At 65.0% G+C, this 19,304-nt stretch carries 26 protein-coding genes; 10 read left to right on the top strand and 16 right to left on the bottom strand.

Translation table 11 applies throughout. From position 1 onward, the window contains the following. Positions 1–270 precede the first annotated feature (270 nt). Positions 271–1,365: an endonuclease/exonuclease/phosphatase family protein gene (locus PHA81_RS11010; protein ID WP_273836811.1), complete on the bottom strand. Its 1,095-nt coding sequence runs from the start codon at positions 1,363–1,365 to the stop codon at positions 271–273. 654 nt (positions 1,366–2,019) lie between these two features. Between PHA81_RS11010 and PHA81_RS11005 the strand changes: the two genes are divergently transcribed. The 6 genes from PHA81_RS11005 (at position 2,020) to PHA81_RS10980 (ending at position 9,474) form a co-directional block, all read left to right on the top strand. Beyond that, the gene (locus PHA81_RS11005; protein WP_005043890.1) at positions 2,020–3,732 is read left to right on the top strand and encodes an ABC transporter substrate-binding protein; all 1,713 of its coding nucleotides are present in this window, start codon (positions 2,020–2,022) and stop codon (positions 3,730–3,732) included. 82 nt (positions 3,733–3,814) lie between these two features. Further along, positions 3,815–4,804: an ABC transporter permease gene (locus tag PHA81_RS11000; protein WP_273836810.1), complete on the top strand. Its 990-nt coding sequence runs from the start codon at positions 3,815–3,817 to the stop codon at positions 4,802–4,804. After that, positions 4,801–5,817: an ABC transporter permease gene (locus PHA81_RS10995; RefSeq protein ID WP_273836809.1), complete on the top strand. Its 1,017-nt coding sequence runs from the start codon at positions 4,801–4,803 to the stop codon at positions 5,815–5,817. The genes PHA81_RS11000 and PHA81_RS10995 overlap by 4 nt, the downstream gene beginning before the upstream one ends. Next, positions 5,817–7,091, top strand: coding sequence for an ABC transporter ATP-binding protein (locus tag PHA81_RS10990; protein ID WP_273836808.1), 1,275 nt, complete (start codon positions 5,817–5,819; stop codon positions 7,089–7,091). The genes PHA81_RS10995 and PHA81_RS10990 overlap by 1 nt, the downstream gene beginning before the upstream one ends. Next, positions 7,088–8,521, top strand: a complete 1,434-nt coding sequence (locus tag PHA81_RS10985) for an oligopeptide/dipeptide ABC transporter ATP-binding protein (RefSeq protein WP_273836807.1) — start codon at positions 7,088–7,090, stop codon at positions 8,519–8,521. Before PHA81_RS10990 ends, PHA81_RS10985 begins: the two co-directional genes overlap by 4 nt. A 29-nt stretch (positions 8,522–8,550) precedes the next feature. Then, positions 8,551–9,474: an EamA family transporter gene (locus tag PHA81_RS10980; RefSeq protein ID WP_005043880.1), complete on the top strand. Its 924-nt coding sequence runs from the start codon at positions 8,551–8,553 to the stop codon at positions 9,472–9,474. A gap of 16 nt (positions 9,475–9,490) precedes the next feature. Here PHA81_RS10980 and PHA81_RS10975 read toward each other — a convergent pair whose 3' ends face one another. The 3 genes from PHA81_RS10975 to PHA81_RS10965 form a co-directional block, all read right to left on the bottom strand. Further along, a complete protein-coding gene (locus tag PHA81_RS10975; RefSeq protein ID WP_273836806.1) occupies positions 9,491–9,763 on the bottom strand; it encodes a hypothetical protein in 273 nt (90 codons plus the stop codon). 194 nt (positions 9,764–9,957) lie between these two features. Further along, on the bottom strand, positions 9,958–10,215 hold the full coding sequence (locus PHA81_RS10970; RefSeq protein WP_273836805.1) for a hypothetical protein: 258 nt from the start codon (positions 10,213–10,215) through the stop codon (positions 9,958–9,960). 43 nt (positions 10,216–10,258) lie between these two features. Continuing rightward, positions 10,259–10,711 (bottom strand): hypothetical protein, encoded by a 453-nt coding sequence (locus PHA81_RS10965; protein WP_273836804.1) that lies wholly within the window; start codon positions 10,709–10,711, stop codon positions 10,259–10,261. Positions 10,712–10,817: 106 nt separating this feature from the next. On the opposite strand from PHA81_RS10965, the gene PHA81_RS10960 reads away from it, so the two are divergent. Continuing rightward, on the top strand, positions 10,818–11,153 hold the full coding sequence (locus tag PHA81_RS10960) for a hypothetical protein (protein ID WP_273836803.1): 336 nt from the start codon (positions 10,818–10,820) through the stop codon (positions 11,151–11,153). Between the two features lie 35 nt (positions 11,154–11,188). Here PHA81_RS10960 and PHA81_RS10955 read toward each other — a convergent pair whose 3' ends face one another. From PHA81_RS10955 to PHA81_RS10910, 10 genes are read right to left on the bottom strand one after another with little or no spacing between them, the layout of a single operon-like run. Beyond that, positions 11,189–11,458 carry a gas vesicle protein gene (locus tag PHA81_RS10955; RefSeq protein WP_005043866.1) on the bottom strand — a complete coding sequence of 90 codons (270 nt, stop codon included), beginning with the start codon at positions 11,456–11,458 and terminating at the stop codon, positions 11,189–11,191. Continuing rightward, positions 11,455–12,294: a gas vesicle protein GvpL gene (gene gvpL, locus PHA81_RS10950; RefSeq protein WP_005043863.1), complete on the bottom strand. Its 840-nt coding sequence runs from the start codon at positions 12,292–12,294 to the stop codon at positions 11,455–11,457. The genes PHA81_RS10955 and gvpL overlap by 4 nt, the downstream gene beginning before the upstream one ends. After that, complete coding sequence (locus PHA81_RS10945; RefSeq protein WP_005043861.1) at positions 12,287–12,610, bottom strand: gas vesicle protein K; 324 nt, start codon at positions 12,608–12,610, stop codon at positions 12,287–12,289. The genes gvpL and PHA81_RS10945 overlap by 8 nt, the downstream gene beginning before the upstream one ends. Beyond that, positions 12,597–13,097: a gas vesicle protein gene (locus tag PHA81_RS10940; RefSeq protein ID WP_273836802.1), complete on the bottom strand. Its 501-nt coding sequence runs from the start codon at positions 13,095–13,097 to the stop codon at positions 12,597–12,599. Before PHA81_RS10940 ends, PHA81_RS10945 begins: the two co-directional genes overlap by 14 nt. Beyond that, on the bottom strand, positions 13,090–14,058 hold the full coding sequence (locus tag PHA81_RS10935) for a hypothetical protein (protein ID WP_273836801.1): 969 nt from the start codon (positions 14,056–14,058) through the stop codon (positions 13,090–13,092). Before PHA81_RS10935 ends, PHA81_RS10940 begins: the two co-directional genes overlap by 8 nt. Before the next feature lie 3 nt (positions 14,059–14,061). After that, on the bottom strand, positions 14,062–14,550 hold the full coding sequence (locus PHA81_RS10930) for a hypothetical protein (protein ID WP_273836800.1): 489 nt from the start codon (positions 14,548–14,550) through the stop codon (positions 14,062–14,064). A gap of 15 nt (positions 14,551–14,565) precedes the next feature. After that, positions 14,566–15,141, bottom strand: coding sequence for a hypothetical protein (locus PHA81_RS10925; RefSeq protein WP_273836799.1), 576 nt, complete (start codon positions 15,139–15,141; stop codon positions 14,566–14,568). A 1-nt stretch (position 15,142) separates the two neighbouring features. Then, entirely contained in the window at positions 15,143–15,616 is a 474-nt protein-coding gene (gene gvpH, locus PHA81_RS10920; protein WP_273836798.1) for a gas vesicle protein GvpH, read from the bottom strand. Beyond that, a complete protein-coding gene (gene gvpG, locus PHA81_RS10915) occupies positions 15,613–15,864 on the bottom strand; it encodes a gas vesicle protein GvpG (RefSeq protein WP_005043852.1) in 252 nt (83 codons plus the stop codon). Before gvpG ends, gvpH begins: the two co-directional genes overlap by 4 nt. 1 nt (position 15,865) lies before the next feature. Further along, a complete protein-coding gene (locus PHA81_RS10910; RefSeq protein ID WP_273836797.1) occupies positions 15,866–16,495 on the bottom strand; it encodes a GvpL/GvpF family gas vesicle protein in 630 nt (209 codons plus the stop codon). Between the two features lie 154 nt (positions 16,496–16,649). Here PHA81_RS10910 and gvpA point away from each other — a divergent pair, with 154 nt between their 5' ends. Then, positions 16,650–16,982, top strand: a complete 333-nt coding sequence (gvpA, locus tag PHA81_RS10905) for a gas vesicle structural protein GvpA (RefSeq protein WP_273836796.1) — start codon at positions 16,650–16,652, stop codon at positions 16,980–16,982. Between the two features lie 126 nt (positions 16,983–17,108). Beyond that, positions 17,109–17,615 carry a gas vesicle protein GvpO gene (gene gvpO / locus PHA81_RS10900; RefSeq protein ID WP_005043846.1) on the top strand — a complete coding sequence of 169 codons (507 nt, stop codon included), beginning with the start codon at positions 17,109–17,111 and terminating at the stop codon, positions 17,613–17,615. 3 nt (positions 17,616–17,618) lie between these two features. On the opposite strand, the gene PHA81_RS10895 is transcribed toward gvpO, so the two are convergent. Together PHA81_RS10895 and PHA81_RS10890 are read right to left on the bottom strand one after the other, a co-directional pair. Further along, positions 17,619–18,038, bottom strand: a complete 420-nt coding sequence (locus tag PHA81_RS10895; protein ID WP_273836795.1) for a hypothetical protein — start codon at positions 18,036–18,038, stop codon at positions 17,619–17,621. A gap of 211 nt (positions 18,039–18,249) precedes the next feature. After that, positions 18,250–18,675: a helix-turn-helix domain-containing protein gene (locus PHA81_RS10890; RefSeq protein WP_005043842.1), complete on the bottom strand. Its 426-nt coding sequence runs from the start codon at positions 18,673–18,675 to the stop codon at positions 18,250–18,252. A gap of 152 nt (positions 18,676–18,827) precedes the next feature. On the opposite strand from PHA81_RS10890, the gene PHA81_RS10885 reads away from it, so the two are divergent. Continuing rightward, entirely contained in the window at positions 18,828–19,250 is a 423-nt protein-coding gene (locus PHA81_RS10885; RefSeq protein WP_273836794.1) for a universal stress protein, read from the top strand. Positions 19,251–19,304 lie beyond the last annotated feature (54 nt).

Below are 19,304 nucleotides of genomic sequence, written 5' to 3'. Positions count from 1 at the left end.
CGGACACGAGATCGGAGGGATGAGCCTCGGCGTTGCATATCGAAATCGTTCGATCGATGACTCGATATGCAGGATTCGGACGACGTGATTCTCGATCCGGAACACCGTGGAGTAGTGCGAGGCGGATTTTTCTCAGATCGCCGACATAGTTGCTCCAGCAGAGCCGTAGCGAAGAGAAGTGGCGGAGCAACCGACGTGCTTCAGCGGATATCCACCGGACGCGGTATAGAATCGTTCCAGTATTGGACGGTGAACGGATGGTCGAATCGGTTATCGTGATGGTCGTCCGGAGGCCCCTCGCTGCCGGTTGTCGATATCTGCCCAGACCATCCGGTGGTCCGACGCAGTGTCGACGGCCTCGCCGAGCCCGCGTTTGGATGCGTTCTTGCTCGGCCAGACGACTGAGGACGACCGCAACGAGAGATCCGGCGACGGAAGGACCCAATCGACTTTCGGTCTGGCATCGAAGGTGGCGGTCGCGTACGGGTTGCCTCGTTGTGCGCCACCCGGACTCGTCGGCAGACGTCGGGTGGTGAAATCGTCGTTTTCGATGAAGTACTTCGTCGCCGGATCGAGTGGTTCATCCCCCGGACCGGCGTTCATATCGCCCATCAGGACGTACGAGGCGTCGTCCGCGAGTCCACCCTTCCTCCCGCTGTCGTCGTGGATGTAGTCCGCCCCGGCGACGTAATCCGCGAAGAACCGCACCTCGTCGTGATTCCACCGCCCGTTGAAGTTGTTCGGGCCGTCGAAGACGGGCGGGGTCGGGTGGCTGAACAGTCCATGAACCGTCCCACCGTCTACCTCGAACGGGACATCGATGTGGGTTTTCGAGGAGAGTCGATAGACATCCGTCTCGGCCTCCGTCAGGTAGATGCCATCCGTATCGACCCCGGCCTCACCCGCGAGCGGAATCAGGTTCCCGGGCATATCGGTCCAGCGGAACTTCTGGAACGACCGGATGTTAGCCTCGTCGAACGGATGTTTGCTTGCGATCCCGAACGCGTACTGGCCGGGGAAGACACCGAACCCGAACGCATCACCCGGGCGTTCGCCGGCGGTGCCGTCCTTGTTGAAGTCGTACGGCTCCTCGGGAAGGACGCCCGTGTTGCTGGTCGGTTGGAGCGTATATTCATACTCGATCCCGTCGAGGGTTCGATGCTGTGGTTCACTGAGATAGTTGTCGACGAACGCTTGGATGTTCGTCTTCTCCGTAGGAACGCCGTCTGCAACTCTCGCTTTTTGGATGTTGTTGGCAAGTTCGTTAACGACGATGACGTCCGGGTCGATCTCCTGAATCACACGAGCGGCAGCAGCGGCTTGTTCGTCGCCCTTCTGTTGTACCTGCTCCGTGTTCAGGTCCACAACGTTGAACGCCGCGTATCGAGTGCCGCTTCCTCGGCCCGCTGCGTTCGCTGTTCCGATGAGAGTCGATGATGCGGCGACCGAGCCTGCGACTTTCAGAAAGCCTCGCCGATCGGTATATGATGACACACTCCGGAGTCTGCAGGCCCCAATCCATAATGACTGGGATTGCGGTAAACGACAGGAGCGCTGTTCTTGAACCGTTGATTCGGCAAGTGAGTTCCCCGTGTGTCGGGAAATCGCCCGTCAGCGAACGCCGGACCCTCGGCTAGAATAGAATCGAGTGTGTAGTATTACGAGACAGTCACTACGGTCATCGAGCACGGGTACTTCGATATCGCCATGAAACGACCGCTACGGAGTTCGTCAGCGCATTCGGTGTTTTTCATCGAGAACGCTCCAAGCGGCTCCGTCGGTCGACCAAGACCCTGGTCAAGAGTGCACCACTCGTTGTGGAAATGAAAATAACCCTTTTCGATCGATAATCGGCAGTGTCAGCCGTACTAGGTCACGAACATATCCGCTCTATGAACGCCGGAACTGGCTTTCGTTCGGTGTATCGCTTGAGACGCCAGTGAGAAAACAGAAGTTGGACCAGTAGGGCTGTTAACCCCTACCGTAGCATATATACCACGATGCGCCAATGTGCGGAACATGGTTGACACGGACGATCGTTCGACGAGCCGGCGGCGCTTCCTCGCGCTCGCCGGGAGCGCGGCAGCGACGACCGCGCTCGCCGGCTGTTCCGGCGGTGGTGGCAACGGTGGCAACAACGGTTCTGGCGGCGGTGGCAACGCCAGCGGCGGAGCCGATACCGCAGAGAGCACGCCCAGCGGCGGAGCGGAGGACGGAAACGGTACCGCAGCCGGCAACGAAAGCGGCGGTGGCAACGAGAGCGGGGGCGGATCGGGCACCGGCGAGTTCGCGGTGACGATCACGCAGGGTCAACCACCGTCGACGCTCGACCCGCAGAACCACCGCGAGACGCCGACCGACAACGTGGTGCTCCACGCCTACGAGGGTGTGCTCGCACGCGATGCAGAGGGCAAGGTTATCCAGAAGCTCGCCACCGACTACGAGCGCGTCGAGGAGGGGCGGGTGCGCTTCACGCTCCAGGAGGGGGTCACCTTCCACAACGGCGACGACCTCACCCCCGAAGACGTCGCCTTCAGCGTCAATCGGATCGTCAAAGAGGACGTCGGATTCGCCAGTCCCCAGGCCGACCAGCTCGCTGGCGTGACCGGCGCGGAAGTCGTCGACGGCGAGCGCGCGGTCGACGTGATGTCGGACGGGTTCAACCCGATCGTCTTCGCGTCGTTTGCGACCTATGGCGACATCATGCAGCAGTCGTGGGTCGAGGAACGCTCCCAGGAGGAGATCGCCCAGAACATGAACGGCACCGGGCCGTTTCAGCTCGATGCCTACGAACAGGGCGTCCGCGTGGTGCTCTCGCGCTACGAGGACTACTGGCGCGAGCCGGCCGACATCTCACAGCTCACGTTCAACGCCGCTGAGGAGTCGAGTACCCGTGTCAACCAGCTGCTGGAGGGCGAGACCGATGTGGCAGTCAACGTCCCGCCCCAAGACGCCCAGCGGGTTCGTTCCAGCAACAGCGCGGGACTGAGCGCGGTCCCGAGCACGCGTGTCATCTACAACGCGATGCGCTACGACGTCGAGCCGTTTTCGAGCCCCCAGTTCCGCCAGGCGATGAACTACGCGGTGAACCTCCAGGGGATCATCGAGAACGTGCTTTCGGGGTTCGCCGATCCGACGGGGCAGCCGACCCTGGAGGGGTTCGTCGGGTACAACGGCAACGTCGAGCCCTACCCACAAGATCAGGATCGAGCCGAGTCGCTGGTCGAGGAGAGTGGTTTTGCGGGCGCGGAGATCACGCTCCACACGCCAGTCGGACGCTACCTCAAGGACGTCGAGATCGCCCAGGCGGTCGTGAGCCAGATCGACTCGCTCTCGAACGTCTCGTGTGGGATCAGCCAGCGCGAGTTCAGCACGCTCGCGGGCGAACTCACCGACGGCGACATCACGACCGGCCCGGACTTCTACCTGATCGGGTGGGGCAACGCCACGTTCGACGCGAGCCAGACGATCATTCCGCTGTTGACGAGCGACGGTGCACTCACCTCCTACAGCAACGACGAGCTCGACTCGCTCATTTCGGAGGCCCAGTCCACGAGCGACGAGGAGCGGCGTGCGTCGCTCCTCAAAGAGGCGAACGCGCTCTGTCGCGAGCAAGCCCCGTGGATCTTCCTGAATCGCCAGTACAGCGTCTACGGCGTGAACAATCGGGTAGAGTGGAGCGCGCGCCGCGACGAGCGCATCAACGCCTACGCGATGAGCGAGACGAACTGACAACCCGAATGGAGTCACCTCGCCAACGACCCCGGTACGCGGTCGGCGAACGGACGGTGTCGACGGCGGGAGGGCGACACTGATGCCGACCGGTCGATTCCTCCTCAAGCGCACGCTCCAGGGCGTGTTCGTGATCTGGGGGGTCGTGACCGTTGTCTTCCTCCTGCGTTTCGTCACGCCGGGCAACCCGATCACGTTCGTCGCGCCGCTCGACGCGAGCCAGGCGCTCCGCGAACAGATCGCCGTCGAACTCGGTCTGAACCGTCCGATATACGTCCAGTACATCGATTACCTCCTCAATCTCCTCCAGGGCGACATGGGCTACTCGTACATCTCGGGCACCGCAGCGAGCACCCGCATCTTCAACCGGCTGCCCGCGACGCTCGAGCTCGCGATCGCGTCGAGCATCGTCGCCGTCGTGCTGTCGATCCCGCTCGGCGTGATCAGCGCGACCCATCGCCACCAGCCTGCCGACTACGGCGCGACCACGTTCTCGCTGGTGGGGATCAGCACGCCCAACTTCTGGCTCGGCATCATGCTGGTGCTCGTGCTCGCCGTCCAGTTCGGCCTGTTCCCGACGAGTCGGCGGGTCGTCGGCCTTCTTCCCGCGATCGAGATGCTGTTCTCCGAAGGAAGTTTCGACGGCCTCGTGACATGGCTCGCCCACATCACGCTGCCGGCAATCACGCTCGGCACCTATTTTACCGCGCTCATCACCCGCCTCACCAGAAGCGGGATGCTCGACGAGCTCGGCAAGACCTACATCCGGGCCTCGCGCGCGAAAGGGTTGCCCGAGACGCTCGTGCGGTACAAACACGCCCTCCGGAACACGCTGATCCCCGTCATCACGGTGGTGGGCCTGCAGCTGGGAACGCTGATCGGCGGCGCGGTCATCACCGAGGCGGTGTTCGCGTGGCCCGGGCTCGGTACCTTAGTAATCAACGCGATCAACGCGCGTGACTGGCCGATGATCCAGGGCTCGCTGATCGTGATCGGGGCTGGATTCGTGATCGTCAATCTCCTCGTTGACGCGCTGTACGCCTCGCTCAACCCGCAGGTGGCGAACGAATGATCCAACCACGCACCCTCCGGAACCTCCAGCGCGAACTCCGCGGCAACGCCCTGGCGAAAGTCGGGATCGTGCTCGTGGTCGCGGTCGTGCTGGTGGCGGTGCTCGCGCCCGTACTCGCCCCGCAGAACCCCTTCGATCAGGACCTCAACAACTCGTCGCTCCCACCCCTTGGATTCAGCACACAGACCAATGAGACCTCCTCACAGATGGTCGACGGCGAGATCCAGATCGTGAACGAAACCACGAACATCAGCGCGAGCGCTGCCCACCCTCTTGGTACTGACTCGCTCGGCCGCGACATGCTCTCACGGGTGCTCTACGGCGCACGGACCTCATTGCTCGTCGGCGTTCTTGGTACTGCGATCGCCACCGTCCTCGGCGTCACAGTCGGGTTATCGGCGGGCTATTATGGGGGAAAAGTCGACGACGCGCTGATGCGGGGCGCAGACGTGATGCTCGCGTTCCCGTCGCTCGTGCTCGCGGTCGCGCTCGTGGGGCTGTTCGGCGGCGCGACAGTCAGAGTGCCTGATCCGATCGTCGCGCTCGGATTCGCTCCCGGGATGCCCGAGTCGTTCGCGCTGCCTGGCACCGTGATCCTCGTGGTCGCACTGGTCAACTGGGTGTGGTTCGCCCGCGTCGCGCGGGGCGAGGCACTCTCGATCACCGACGCCGAATACGTCAAGGCCGCACGGTCGGTCGGCGCGAGCGACCGGTTCATCCTCCGAAAACACGTGCTGCCGAACAGTATCACCCCGATTCTGGTGCTCGCGACCATCCAGATCGCGGCGATCATCCTCCTCGAAAGCTCGCTGTCGTATCTCGGGTTCTCGGGCGCGAACCTCTCGTGGGGGTTCGATATCGCGCAGGGCCGTGACTACCTCGCCACCGCGTGGTGGATCTCGACGATGCCAGGCATCGCGATCGTGCTGACCGTGATCGGCGTCAACCTGATCGGCGACTGGCTCCGCGACGCGCTCGATCCCGGTATCGAGGGCGAGGGAGGTGGGGCGTGATGGCCGGCGGTGAAAGCTCCGATCCCCTGCTCGACGTTCGCGACCTCACGACCCGATTCTTCACCGAGGAGGGCCAGGTCAACGCGGTCGAATCGGTCGATTTCACCGTCCACGACGGCGAGGTGTTCGGCGTGGTCGGCGAGTCCGGTTCCGGGAAATCGGTCACAGCGCTCTCGATCATCGATCTCGTGGAGTCACCCGGCGAGATCGTCTCAGGCGAGGTCTGGTATCGCGACGCCGACCTCGCGGGCGAGATGGGCGACGATCATCCCGACGCCGTCGACGGGGACAGAGTGGATCTCCGGCGCGTGCCCCCCGAGGTCCGGCGTTCGCTCCGGGGCTCGTCGGTGAGTATGATCTTCCAGGACCCGATGAGCAGCTTCAACCCCTCGATCACCGTGGGCGAGCAGATCGCTGAGGCGGTCGAGGTCCAGCGCCGCGCGAGCGCGAACCCGCGCTCGACCCGCTCGCGCACCCAGGGGTTCGGATTGGGATCGATGGTGGCGAGCACGGTCATTCCGACTCGCGATTACGTCGGCGAGGAGAGTCACGAACGTGCGATCGAACTCCTCGGCCAGGTCGGGATCCCCGATCCAGAAGCGCGTGCCGAGGAGTACCCCCACCAGTACTCGGGAGGAATGCTCCAGCGCGCGATGGTCGCCCAGGCGCTCGCGGGCGAGCCAGATCTCCTGATCGCCGACGAGCCCACCACCGCCCTCGATGTCACCATCGAGGCCCAGATTCTGAATCTCCTCGCCGACCTCCAGGACGAACTCGACATGGCGATCGTGCTGATCACCCACGATCTCGGTGTGATCGCCAGAACGTGCGATCGACTCGGGGTGATGTACGCCGGCGAGATCGTCGAGCACGGTAATCTGGAGGCCGTGTTCGACAGTCCAGCACATCCCTACACTCAGGGACTGCTGGGATCGATCCCGGATCTCGACGATCCTGCCCCGCGGCTCGATCCCATCGAGGGCAACGTCCCGAGCCTGCTCGCGGCGGAGATGGACGACCGGTGTTACTTCGCCGATCGGTGTCCGAAAGCGATGGAAGAATGCCTCGACAAGCCGCCATCGTTCGCGGTCGACGGTGCGGGCGTTGCTGAGGGGGCGGACAGAGCGGAAGCGGATGCGGCAGGAGCGAACGGGGCAGGAGGCGGCGCGACCGCTCACACCGCGAAGTGCTACCTCGCCGATCACGAGTTCGACGAGGCACGCGCACTATCGGAGGAATACTTCGACGAATCAAACGAAGGAACTGACACATGAGCGAACGACTCGATCACGACGAGACCGACGTGGACGAAACGCGGACCGTGGGATCGAACGAACCGCTGGTAAGCGTCGACGGTCTCGAAAAGCACTACTACGAGAACGACTCGCTGTTCGATCGCCTGCTCGGGCGCGACCCGACCGCCGTCAGGGCGGTCGACGGCGTGGAGTTCGCGGTCGAGCGCGGCGAAACCCTCGGACTGGTCGGTGAATCGGGCTGTGGGAAGTCGACCACCGGCGAAACTCTGCTGGGGCTCCGCGAAGCGACCGCAGGGACCGTGCGTTTCGACGGCGAACCGGTCGCGGAGCTGTCCGGCGACGAGGAAAAGGCGTTTCGTCGGCGTGCGGGGATCGTCTTTCAGGACCCGTTTTCGAGCCTTGATCCCCGCCAGACCGTCGGCGAAATCGTCGCCGAGCCCCTCCGGGTTCACGGCTTGCCGAAACCCGCAGCTGACGTCGGGGTCGCCGTCGTGGACGCCGGCCGGGACGTGGCCGCCAGCGAGAGCCCGGATGTCGAAGAGAAAATCGATACCGACGCGGTGACGATCGAGGGCGGCGATCTCGTCGCCAGCGAGGCGGCGGCTTTCGTCGTTCGCGTCGACCGCACCGGCGAAGAACCGACGGTACGCATCGAGGAGCGTGCGGACGTGAACGCCTCCGTCCGCGAGGACGACGTGACAGTGAGCGATACCGGTGTGACTGTCGCCGTCGGAACGGATCGCTCCCGGCTGCGTCGCGAGCGCGTCGCCGACCTCCTCGAACGGGTCGGCCTCTCGGCGGCCCAGCGCGAGCGCTACCCCCACGAGTTTTCGGGCGGTCAGCGCCAGCGCGTCGGGATCGCCCGTGCGCTCGCGCTCGATCCCGAGTTCGTCGTGCTCGACGAACCCGTGAGCGCGCTCGACGTCTCCGTCCAGGCCCAGATCCTGAATCTCCTGGGGGATCTCCAGGACGAGTTCGACCTCACCTACCTGTTCATCGCCCACGACCTCTCCGTTGTGCGGCATATCTCGGATCGCGTCGCGGTGATGTATCTCGGCGAGATCGTGGAGATCGGCCCCGTGGAACCGATCTTCGAGCACCCGAGCCATCCCTACACCGAGGCGCTACTCGAAAGCGTTCCGCGCGCGAACACCGCCGAGCGCGACCGCGATGTCGAGGCACTCGCGGGCGACGTGCCATCGCCACGTGATCCGCCATCGGGCTGCCGGTTCCACACGAGGTGTCCCCACGCCCGCGAGGCGTGCCGCGAGGACGATCCGGACCGGTTCGACGCGGGATCGAACCACGAGGCGGCGTGTTTCCGGGCGATCGACGACCATCCCTACTGGCAGAGCACGCCGCTCGAACCCCCCGAAGAGCGGGCACAGGCCACGGACGCCGACCTGGAAGAGGAGGGCGAGTGGGCGGCGGATGAGTCGAGTGCGTAACGTTCAGGTCGTCGCCTCGCGGAGATCCTGTGGTGCGCTATCGCAACCTCCTCGCATTTCTCGTCCTCGCCGGGCTGTGGGGGACCGCGTTCATGGCGATCAAGGCGGGCCTCACGTACTTCCCGCCCGTCCTGTTCGCGGCGTTTCGATACGACGTCGCCGGTCTCATGATGCTCGGCTACGCAGTCTACGCGACCGACCGGTGGCTGCCCCGGAGCCGAAACGAGTGGGCGCTCGTCGGGGTCGGCGCGGTCTTTCTGATCGCCGCGTACCACGCCTTCCTGTTCGTCGGCGAGCAGGGGACCACCAGCGCGGCCGCGTCGGTCGTCGTCAGCCTCTCGCCCGTGCTGACGACCGCGTTCGCGCGGGTGTTTCTCCCCAGCGAGCGCCTCACGACCGCCGGCATCGCTGGCATCCTGCTCGGACTCGTCGGCGTGGTCGTGCTGACCAGCCCGAACCCGGCGAACCTCCTCGGCGGAAACCTGCTCGCGGAGGGGCTCGTGTTCGCGGCGGCGTTCGCGTTCGCGCTCGGCAGCGTGCTGACTCGTCGGATCCCTGCCGATCTTCCGATCGAAACGATGGAAGCGTGGTCGATGGTCGGCGGCGCAGTCCTGTTACACGGTGTGAGCGTCGCTCTCGGCGAGTCGTTCGGGGCAGTCACCGTCACGCCGGGTGCGCTCGCCGCGCTCGCGTATCTCTCGATCGGGGCGAGCGCGGTCGGCTTCCTCATCTACTTCGATCTGCTCGATCGGCTCGGCCCCATCGAGATCAACCTCGTCTCGTACGTCGCGCCGGTGTTCGCCGCGATCTCGGGCGCGCTCGTCCTCGACGAATCGATCGATGCGGCGACGATCGCCGGGTTCGTGTTGATCTTCACGGGATTCGTGTTGCTCAAGCACCGGACGATCGCCGCAGAGTGGCCTCGGCTTCGGGCGGCGCTCTCGGGCGAGTGAAACGCAACCGGCCACGTCAGGCGCGGTGGGCGTGGCCGGCGACGATCGCGACGGCGTTCAGTCCCAACAACCCGACGAACAGCGCCACTTCCGCCCCGTTCGAGAGTCCAGTTGCGAGCAGTACGAGAGTGACGACGGGCAGTCCGACTGCCAGCCAGAACGCGATCGCCTGGATCGGTTGTGTCCGGGGATCGTCCCGGTAGTTCGCGTACAGCGACGCGAGCGTTGCGTCGACCCCGTCCGTCTCGCCGGTCCCACGGGCGAGCACTCGTTCGGTCCTCCGTGACATACTGACGGCCCCGAACGATCTATCTCACTGGAGTGACTTATACTATGGTGAGCGTTGACGCACTTTCGTGGCAGAGTAGCAACATTAATGTGGCGTTTCGATAGCGATAGATGGGGTCGAGACGACCGCTTCGGAGTGCACGGCCGTTTTTCGACGGTTCGAGACCAGCGAGTCCGAAGCAGTATGGGGACTGCTCACTCATCGAGTGCGGCGCGGAGTGCGGCGCGGCGCTCGGGGTCGAAGTCGCGTGCGAGGTCGGCGGCGAACGGGCTGGCTTCGAGAGTAGCGAACGCGCGCTCGGTCTTCTCACGGATGCGGTCGATCGACGCCTCGACCGCCGCGACCGAGCTGTCGCGCTCGTCGGCGATGGTCACGGGGTCGGTTCCCTCGGCGAGCGCGGCGGCAATCGCTGTCTCTTCGTGGCTCAGGATCGATGGAGCGTCGTCGGTCATGGATGGGATAGCCCCGGCCATCGGATAAACCGGACGAGACGACTCAGCCGAGCACGACCACGCCGACGCTGTGGGGGGCGGATGATTCGCTGTGGGCTCCATCCAGCCCATCGAGCACGATCGAGTCGACGATCGATCCGGCGAGCGCCTCGCGCCACGTCGTCATCGCCGCCGCGTGGCGCTCGTGGTGAGTTTCGACGGAATACTCCGCGTCGGGATCGGCGCGGAGTCGATCGGCGGTCTCGTCCGGCGTCGGGCGGACCGGCGGGTCCGCGACGAGTCGCGAAGGCGTGACGTGGATCGGGTCCGGATCGTCGCTTGCGGCGTACTCGCCGTCGTGTTCGACGTGGAGTCGCGCCCGCATTCGGCCGTCGAACGGTGGCGTCACCCGGAGCACCGTTCGAGGGTCGTCGCTTCGGTTCGCCTCGATCGCAGCCACCACGTCCTCGGCGTGGATCGCGATCGAGCGGACGTCGCGGTACGTCGTCGTGGCCATCGGAGCAGGGTTGTCGGTCGACGCCCCTAAACGATACGCCGGCTGGTGGCGGCGTCCCGAGACGTATATCCGAACGTTTTCGTTGCATGGTCCGATCGATACGATAATGGATCGACGCCAGTATCTCACCGGTTGGGGAAGTATGACTGGGTTCGCGTTGCTCGCCGGCTGTTCACAGCTCGCCAGCAGAAGTGGCAACGAGAGCGGCGACACCGACGGCGAAAGTAACAGTACCAATGGTGGCAACGGCGAAAGCGGCGACAGTAACAGTAGTGGGAGCGAAAACAGCGATGGTAGTGACGACACCGGCAGCGACGGCGAAGCGCTCGAAACGGGGCAGACACCACCCAAGGAAACCGGGACGCCGTTCGAGAACACCGCGACGGTTCCCGAAGGCGAGGGACTCGAAACCGGCCAAGCACCGAACGAGACGAGCGAATAGAGCGATCGTTCGACGACGATGTCGCCGTGTCGCTGTTATTCGTCGGTTTTCGTGTTCGTCTGTTCGTCGTCCGTGTCCGCATCCTCGGCGTCGAGCGCGCGTCGTCGGTGGGCCGCGTCCCACTCCTCGAAGATGCCGTACTCGGTCATCGTATCCATCCCCGCGAGTGCGGCGCGGAGTTTCAACCCCACCAGCGGGATGTCGGCGACCGAGATGATGACGTCGGCCTGGAGCACGACTCCGTCGCGAAGGATCGCGTCAACGAGATCGACCACCGCGCCGTTCTCAGGTTTCGAGGGTTTCATTCGTCGAACGTCGGGGCGAACGTGTACGGTGGCCACGGGCCAGTGAAGCGCACCTCGACACCCGACTCGGCCGCGACCTCGTCGAGCGTGTCGCCGATCGCCTCGGCGTCCGATTCGTGTGCCAGCAGCGAGACGCGGGCCTGTGTGGTACGTTCGCTGTCGTCTTGGGACGTGTCGTTCGCACGATCCTCGTCGTCGAGCGTCGTCGTGCGCTCGGGCGAGAGCTCTCGAATCTCGCTGGCGAGCGGATCGAGTCGTTCGGCCAGTTCCCGCGTTCGCTCGGCCTGGCGTTCGTGGCGGAGTTCGTCGAGGCGCTGCTCGTACTGGGTTTCGAGGAGATGAGCGGTTCCCTCGCCCGCCGACTCGATCCGATCGACGAGCTCCGCGAGTCGATCGTCGTCGGCCGCGAGGTCCTCGTCGAGAACCGCGTCGTCCCGGCTGACTTCGACTCGGTACTCCCAGTGATCCGCCAGCGTATCGAGATGGGGGGTTAGCGTTGCCGACTCCTCGGTGAGCCACTCGCGCACGCGGTCGTCGTCGCCGGTCAGGATGGTGTCGAACTGGAAGGGCAACGGCGTCCCGAAGCGCTCGCCCGCCGCATCGATCGTCGCCTGGTGATCGAGGAGCCACTTTCGGACCACGTCGGGATCGGCAGCGTCGTAGAGTGCGTCGCAGGTGTGGACCACCGCACCGAGATCGTCCTCGACGACGAGATACACCGGTTCGTCGTCGACACCCGTCCGTGCGAGTTGCTCACCGGTGGCCGTCTCGTCGTCGACGGTCACGACACAGTAGAGATATCGGCCAGTTGTGAACTCGCTCGCCGACTCACTCATCCCGAATCACGCCCTGCTCGGCCCGGTCGGATTCGTTCGCCCGATGGACGAGATCGGTGACGAGCTCGTCGAGTTCACCCCGAAGATCGTCGACCGGTTCGGACACCTCCGCCTCGGCTTCGAGCCGATCGATCTCCTCCTCGACTGCCGCGAGCTGCGTGCCGAGGCGCTCGACCTCCTCGTCGGTCAGCTCGCCCGACTCCATCCGGCGGATCGCCTCGCGTTCCAAGGCGTCGACGAGGATCTCGATGACCGCGAGCACCAGCGTCATCAGCCCGTCGGCGGCGTCGTCGCCGTCGAGGTCAATCTTCGTCATCGCTTTCCCCGGCGGTTTCGTCCGATTCGTCCGGTTCGTCCTCGTCACCGTTGCCGCCCTCGGTCTCGTCGGTCTCGCCGCCGGAACGTCCGCCGATCCGCGGTCTCGCACCGACGCCGGGCTCCGAGGGGTGCTTCGCGTCGTCGTCGGATTCGCTCTCGTCGCTCGTGATCGGCGGCTCGGAGAGCCACGACCCGCTCTCGTTGATCACCGGCTCGTCGCGCTCGTCGTCGAGTTCCTCGACCGGTGTCCGGTCCGAGGCCGCCTCGACCCGACGCATGTCCGTTCCGTCGGGGAACTCCAGTCCGTACTCCGCGGCGGTCTCGAAGGAGGCGAGCGCCGCCCGGAGCTGGACACCGAGGAGCTCGGTATCACCGACCGAAACCGCGATGTCGGCGTTGATCACGACACCCTTGTCGAGCAGCATCTCGACCACGTCCGCGAGACTGTCGCTTCGCCGTGTCGGACCGCCGTCGCGTTCACTCATCGTGTTCCTCCGCCGCCCGGTCGAGGCGCGACCCGTAGAGCCGTGGACGATTCGGGGCCGAGGAGTACCGCGTCTCCTCGGGCACCGTCGAAAACGCCGTGGTGCCGCTCATGTCGGTTCGTGTACTCGGGATCGAGGAATAAGCCGTCGGATTCCGCGAGTCGGGCTGTTCGACGTCCTCGGTTCGGGCCTCGTTTTCCTCTTTGAGCTCCTTGACCCGTTCTCTGGTGTCGAGCAAGCTCTCCCTGAACTCCCCGACGGCGTCGCTGAGCTTCGATTGAACCCGCTGCTGAATGGTTTCGCTCGGGACGTCGATGTCCGCACGTTCGTCATCGCTTTCGGTAGCGGCCGCGCTTGCGCCACCGCTACTGGCGTCACTACCGGTGTCGGCGCTGTCGCCATCGCCGACGAACTCGCGGAGCGTCTCCATCGGACCGTCCTCGTCGTCCCCGTTGTCGGTCACGTCGCCGGCGGCATCGTCGAGTTCGCGTTTGTTCCGCCAGAACTCGCGGATGTCGACTGCGTTCCAGAGTTCGCCGAGTTCGACGATCTGGAGGAGTTTGCGATATTTCACGGCCTCGCCGGGATCGCCCTCCGCGATCGCATCGGGAACCTCGCCCGCCTCGATCGCGGCCGGTAACTCCGAGAGATCGACGGCCTCGGGGAGATCGGTGAGATCGATCGTTTCGAGGAGCTCCTCGATCTCCTCGATGACCGCGACGAGATCGTCGACGTCCTCACGGACCTCCTCGAAGGGGTCGTCGCTTTCGTGGGCGGTGAGCAGCGCCTCGACGTCGCCCATCGCCCGGTCGATCAGAGCGTCGATGTCAGGGGCATCGGTTCCCGTCTCGTCACCCGTACTGTCGCCTTCGTCCGTCTTTTCGACCGTCTCGGACAGCTCGTCGAGCGTCTCCTCGACGCCCTCGGACGTCTCACCGTCGGCAGTCGACTGGTCGCTCACGGCTCATCCGTCCTCCGAGCGGTCTTCGAGTTCGTCCATCAGCTGATCGGCCAGCGACTGGAGCTCTCCGGTCGACAGCTCGTCGAGGTCTTCGGGTAGCTCCGAGGAATCGGTGTCCGCTTCGGTTTCGTCGTCGGTCTCATCGGTCGAGCTCCCGACGAGACGCCCGGCTCCCTCTCCGTCCTCCATCGTGTCGAGATAGCTCGTCGCCAGCGTGACCATCCGTTCGTCGAGTTCGAACTCCCGACCGATCGCCTCGCCCAGTCGACGACCGACCAGCCCGCCGAGCGTTCGGCCGACCGATTCGCCGATCTCGGGGAGATCGGCACTGCTCGAAGCCGTGCTATCCGGGGCGTCCGATTCGTCTTCGGCGGACTCGCTCTCGGCAGTGTCGTCGGTACCGCTGTCGAGGAGCCCGCTCATACCCCCGTCGGAGCCGAGCTGTGCTTTCAGTTCCGAGATCTTTTCCGCGGTTTCGTCTCGTTGGCTCATGGGTGATCGTGGCTGTCAGTCGTCCTCGGTGTCGTCTTCGTCGTCGTTCCCCTCGCCATCTTCGCCGTCCGCTACATCGTTCTCGTCGCCGTCGGTTCCGTCATCGTCCTCGGCGGCTGTTTCGTCGTCGCCGAGCGCGTCGAGGACTGCATCGAGGACGACGTTGATCGCACCGAAGAACACGTCGGACGTCGACGGGACCTCGATCTCCGGCAGCAGGTCGCCGGAGTCGATCCCACCTTCGGGGACGATCCCACCGAGTGCTCCCGTCACGTCGTCGAGCAGGCCCGCGACCCCCGACAGCAGGTTGCCGAGGAGGTTCCCCGATCCCGCAACAGCCGAGAGATCCAGCTCGACCCTGTTCAGTTCGATCTCGACCCCGAGCAGATCGACGAACAGGCCACTCAGATCGAGGTAGAGGAGACTCGTTCCGTCCCCGCTTTCGTCGTCCTCAGCGCCATCGCTTCCGGATTCGTCCTCACCGCCGTCGGTCAACACGATCGGTGGTTCCGTCGGCAGCGTGTCACCCGAGATGTCGGTGCGTTCGTTCGTCGATCGACCGGGCGTGCGAGCGGAGGTATCGTTCGTCATGTCATTGTCCGTTGTCTCCGGCAGGGTGGAGATACACTTCGAGAACCGCGTTGTTGAACGACGCACCATCGACGGCGAACTCGCCGTCGGGCAGTTCCACCCGCGTGAGTAGTCGGTCGTCGTCGGCGATCAGGAGCGTCCGTGAGTTGTCGGTGACGCCGGCCGCGAGCCCCGCCGGATCGATCCCCGGCAGGTCGGCCGTGACCACCACGCCCTCGTCCGCGTGCCGAACGCTCGTGGCGTACTCGGTGTCGGTCGTTTCGAGCGTGGCCGCCCGGCTCGAATCTCCGGCGTCGCTCGGTACCTCGCCGGGTCGGAGCGTACCGACCGTAATGCCGTACTCCGCGCGGCGGCGGCCGTCAGTGACGCTGCCGGTTCGGCTCGCGCGCCCGTCATCGTCCGCGTCGGCGGCCGCTTCGAGCGCATCACGGAGTGCGTTGCCGATCAGTCCGCGGATCGTGGGTTTGTCACTCATCGTTTGATCTCGACTTTCCCCTGGAGGTTCTCTCGCGCCTGTTCGGCCACATCGAGCTGTCGTTCGAGCCGAGTTCGGCGCTCCTCGTACTCCTCGCGGGAGCGCTCGCCGATCTCGAACAGCAGCCGGTTCTCCTTGATGTCGTCGCGGATCGCCTCGGTGTCGTACAGCTCCTCGATCGCCATCGCGTGGACGACGTTGAGCAGCGAGACGAACGGCCGCACGAGGAGGTCGTCGACGACGAACATCTCACCGTTTGGCCCCGATCTCGATGTCGACGAAGCTGTACGGTGCCCACGGGCCGGTGTACTGGACCGTAAAGGTCTCGCCGTACTCGTCGATGATCGCGTCGACGGCCTCGTCGAACGCCGCCCGGTCGTCGCGCTCGACGAGATACGACCGATTGAGTACGAGTCGGTCGCTGAACAGTCCGTTTTCGGCCTCGCCGTCGCTCACCGGATCGAGCCGTTCTTGGACCGCTGCGACGATCGCCTCACGGTCGACCGTCGCGCCCTCGTCGGCGAGGATCTTGAGTCCCAGCTCGACGTGGCCCTCGACGTCGTTCAGCGCCTTCCGGAACGCCCGTCGACCGCCGCGCAGGACGCCTTTCAGTGCGCGGGCGTTCTTGAACACCATCCCGAACTGCATCGGGACCACGGTCCGACCGCCGTCGCGGTACAGGAGCTCCTGGAGCACGTCGTCGTGCGCCCGGAGGTTCTCGTCGCTTCGGTCGGGTTCCATCGTCTCGCTGTCGCTCACGATCGCCGCGAGGCTGCCGTGCTCGACCGTGTACACGCGGGTCGCGTCGCCGACGCCTTCGGTCTCGAACTCGACGCCATCGTCGGTGATCCCGTACGTGTAGAGGTGTGTGCTCGCCATGAGGTAGCTGGACGGGTTCGTCCGTACAAAGCGATTGGTTCGCCAGTCGTTAAAAGATGGCTGCCTGCACTGGAAGGCAGTTCGTCGCTAGAACGGGAGACAGCGGCAGTTGCAGCCCCAACACCCATATGGGAAGTCGGCGAAGAGTCGAAGCATGGCAAGTGAACGACCGAGTACGGCGAGCCTCGCAGAAGTGGTCGACCGCATCCTCGATAAGGGGATCGTCATCGACATCTGGGCACGGGTGTCGGTCGTCGGGATCGAGATCCTGACCGTCGAGGCACGGGTGGTCGTCGCGTCGGTGGACACCTTCCTCCACTACAGCAAGGAGATATCAAAGCTCGAAATGGCGAGCCAGTCCGGCGAGCTCGATGACCTGAAGGACCTCGAGCTCGGCACGTCCCCGATGGTCCAGCCCGAACCCGACGAACCCGAAGTCCGAATCGAGGAGACGGGCGAAGAGCAAGAACAAGAGGCCGAGCAGTAACGCTCGCCGACCGCCAGCTTCCAAACTGACCGCTCATCCCTCTCCCACACCACCTCGGATCGAGATCCGTGCTGCCGGCCGGTGCTGGGCCGGGATTGATTACCAACCCCCGAGACACAGATAGCAATGGCCGACCTCGACCCCAGCGATCACACCATCGACGAACTCGAAGCCCAGCTCGACGAGATCGACGACCCGGAGACACTTCGGGAGATCCGTGAGGAAGAAACCGACGGTGAGGACCGCACCGGAGCCACCGAGGCGATCGACGAGCGCCTCGACAGCGTCGCGGACGATGGAAACGACCGTGACGGCGGCGGAGATGGTGACGGCGACGAGTCGGTCGACGACGGATCGAACGGGAACGGACTCGGCATCATCGACATCCGTAACCAAGTCCGAAGTGTGGCCGCTGACCTGATCGGCCGCCCGCTCGACGGGATCACCGAAGTCCGGGCCGACGACGACGGCTGGTACTCCACGGTGGAAGTGATCGAACGGAACTCGATCCCAGACACCCAGGACATCCTCGGGCGGTACGAAATCGACCTCGACGCCGACGGCAACGTGAGAGGATACCGCCGGCTCCGGCGGTACCGACGTGGAGACACCAACGACGAAACGCTCGAATAGCGCTTACTCGTCGAGGTCCAGCGTTTCGACGAGTCGGTCTTCCATCTCCTCGCGCGCGAGATTCGCGGTCACGTCGACGTCCTTCGCGAGCTGCTGGAGCTCCCGATAGGATATCGCTTCGAGGTCTGCACGCGAGGCGGGGCGTCCCGACCCCGTGTCGCTTTCGTCGTTCTCATCGCTCTCGGTACGCTCTTCGGTCGTCTCGCTCTCCTCGTCCACGTCCCGTTGGGTGGTGTCGTCCCGATCGCCGGTCGTCGTGTCGGCCGCAGCGCCGCCGGTGGAGCCGGTCGGTACGCCGACGCCGGCGAGTCCGGTCGTGAGCAGTTCGCCAACGGCTCGTCCCGCGAGGCCACCGAGATGCTGCCCGATTTCCTCGCCAGCCCGTCGTCCGAGCGTCTCGCTGCTCGGCTCCTGATCGCTCATACAACGGTATCAACGGCGGTGGCGCATAAACCCGACGCCGACACACAGGACACCACCGCGACGGACTCCGCGACGAAAACTGCTCGGTCGCGGCTACCGAAGTAGTTGGACGAGTTCCACGAGAGAGGCGACGAGCAGTCGAGCGACCCAAGAATACGACGAACGATCGTGCGACTCGTCGGCGCGACTAGCCGGGCTTCGATCGACGGTCTCACCCCTCCTCGCGGATCTCACGGAGCAGTCGACGCGAGTGGCCGAGCGAGTACGCGACTCCGAATCGTTGTGCGACGTACCGGCGCAAGAGATCGGGCGTCCACGACGGCTCCGCGAACCCGAACGCGCCGGGTGCACGCCGAAGCGTTCGTTCGAGATCCGCACGCTGGCCAGCGGCGAGCTTCGGGGGCCGTCCGGGTCGGTGTTCGTCCCGAATCGCCTCGTCGATCGGGCGGGTCTCGAAGCGATCGAGCCACGAGTACAGCGTCGAGCGCGGAATGGCGTACCACTCGGCCAGCGTGTCGACGCGGGTCCCCTGCTTGTACGCCAGCGCCACCATCAGCCGCTTCGCCGCCTTCGCGTCCGTGACCTCGTCGAGCGTGCGACGCAGCGCCCCGGCGTCGACTTCGTCGAGCTTGTTCATGCGATAGGATAGATCGATGCGGTCATAACTCTATATACTTTTGTCGTTGGCTGCGGGCAGCGTCCCGACAGCCGTGCGGGGCCGGGACGCTCGTGCAACGGACTCCCCTTGCCGGCAGCACCTTCTTGCCGTTCCTCTTCGTATGTCACCACATGGCAAAGCAGGTGTTGGTGCCGTTCGACGGGTCGGAACGATCGCGGCGCGCACTGGAGTACACGTTCGCCGAGTATCCCGACGCGGCGATCACGGCGATTCACGTGCTGAACCCGGCGGAGTGGGGATACAACTCCACGGGCAGCGGTCTCGGCAAGCGGTGGTACGAGGAAGCGCGTGAGGAGAGCGAGGACGTGCGGAAGGCAGCGACCGAACTGGCCGAAGAGCACGGGGCGACGGTGTCGACGACCACCGCGGACGGTACACCGGGCGAGACGATCGCCGAGTACGTCGCCGAACACGACGTCGATCACGTCGTCATCGGGAGTCACGGCCGCTCGGGGCCGAAACGACTCCTCCTCGGGAGCGTCGCTGAAACCGTTGCGCGTAGCGTCTCGATCCCGGTCACGATCATCGGCTGAGTAGCTCGAACCGCGACCCGGCCGAACCGCGGCCGGGTGGCGACCGGTCGAGTG

The sequence above is a fragment of the Halococcus sp. PRR34 genome, assembly GCF_028617175.1.
Lineage (GTDB): Archaea > Halobacteriota > Halobacteria > Halobacteriales > Halococcaceae > Halococcus > Halococcus salifodinae.
This window is presented reverse-complemented; position numbering and strand designations above follow the sequence as displayed.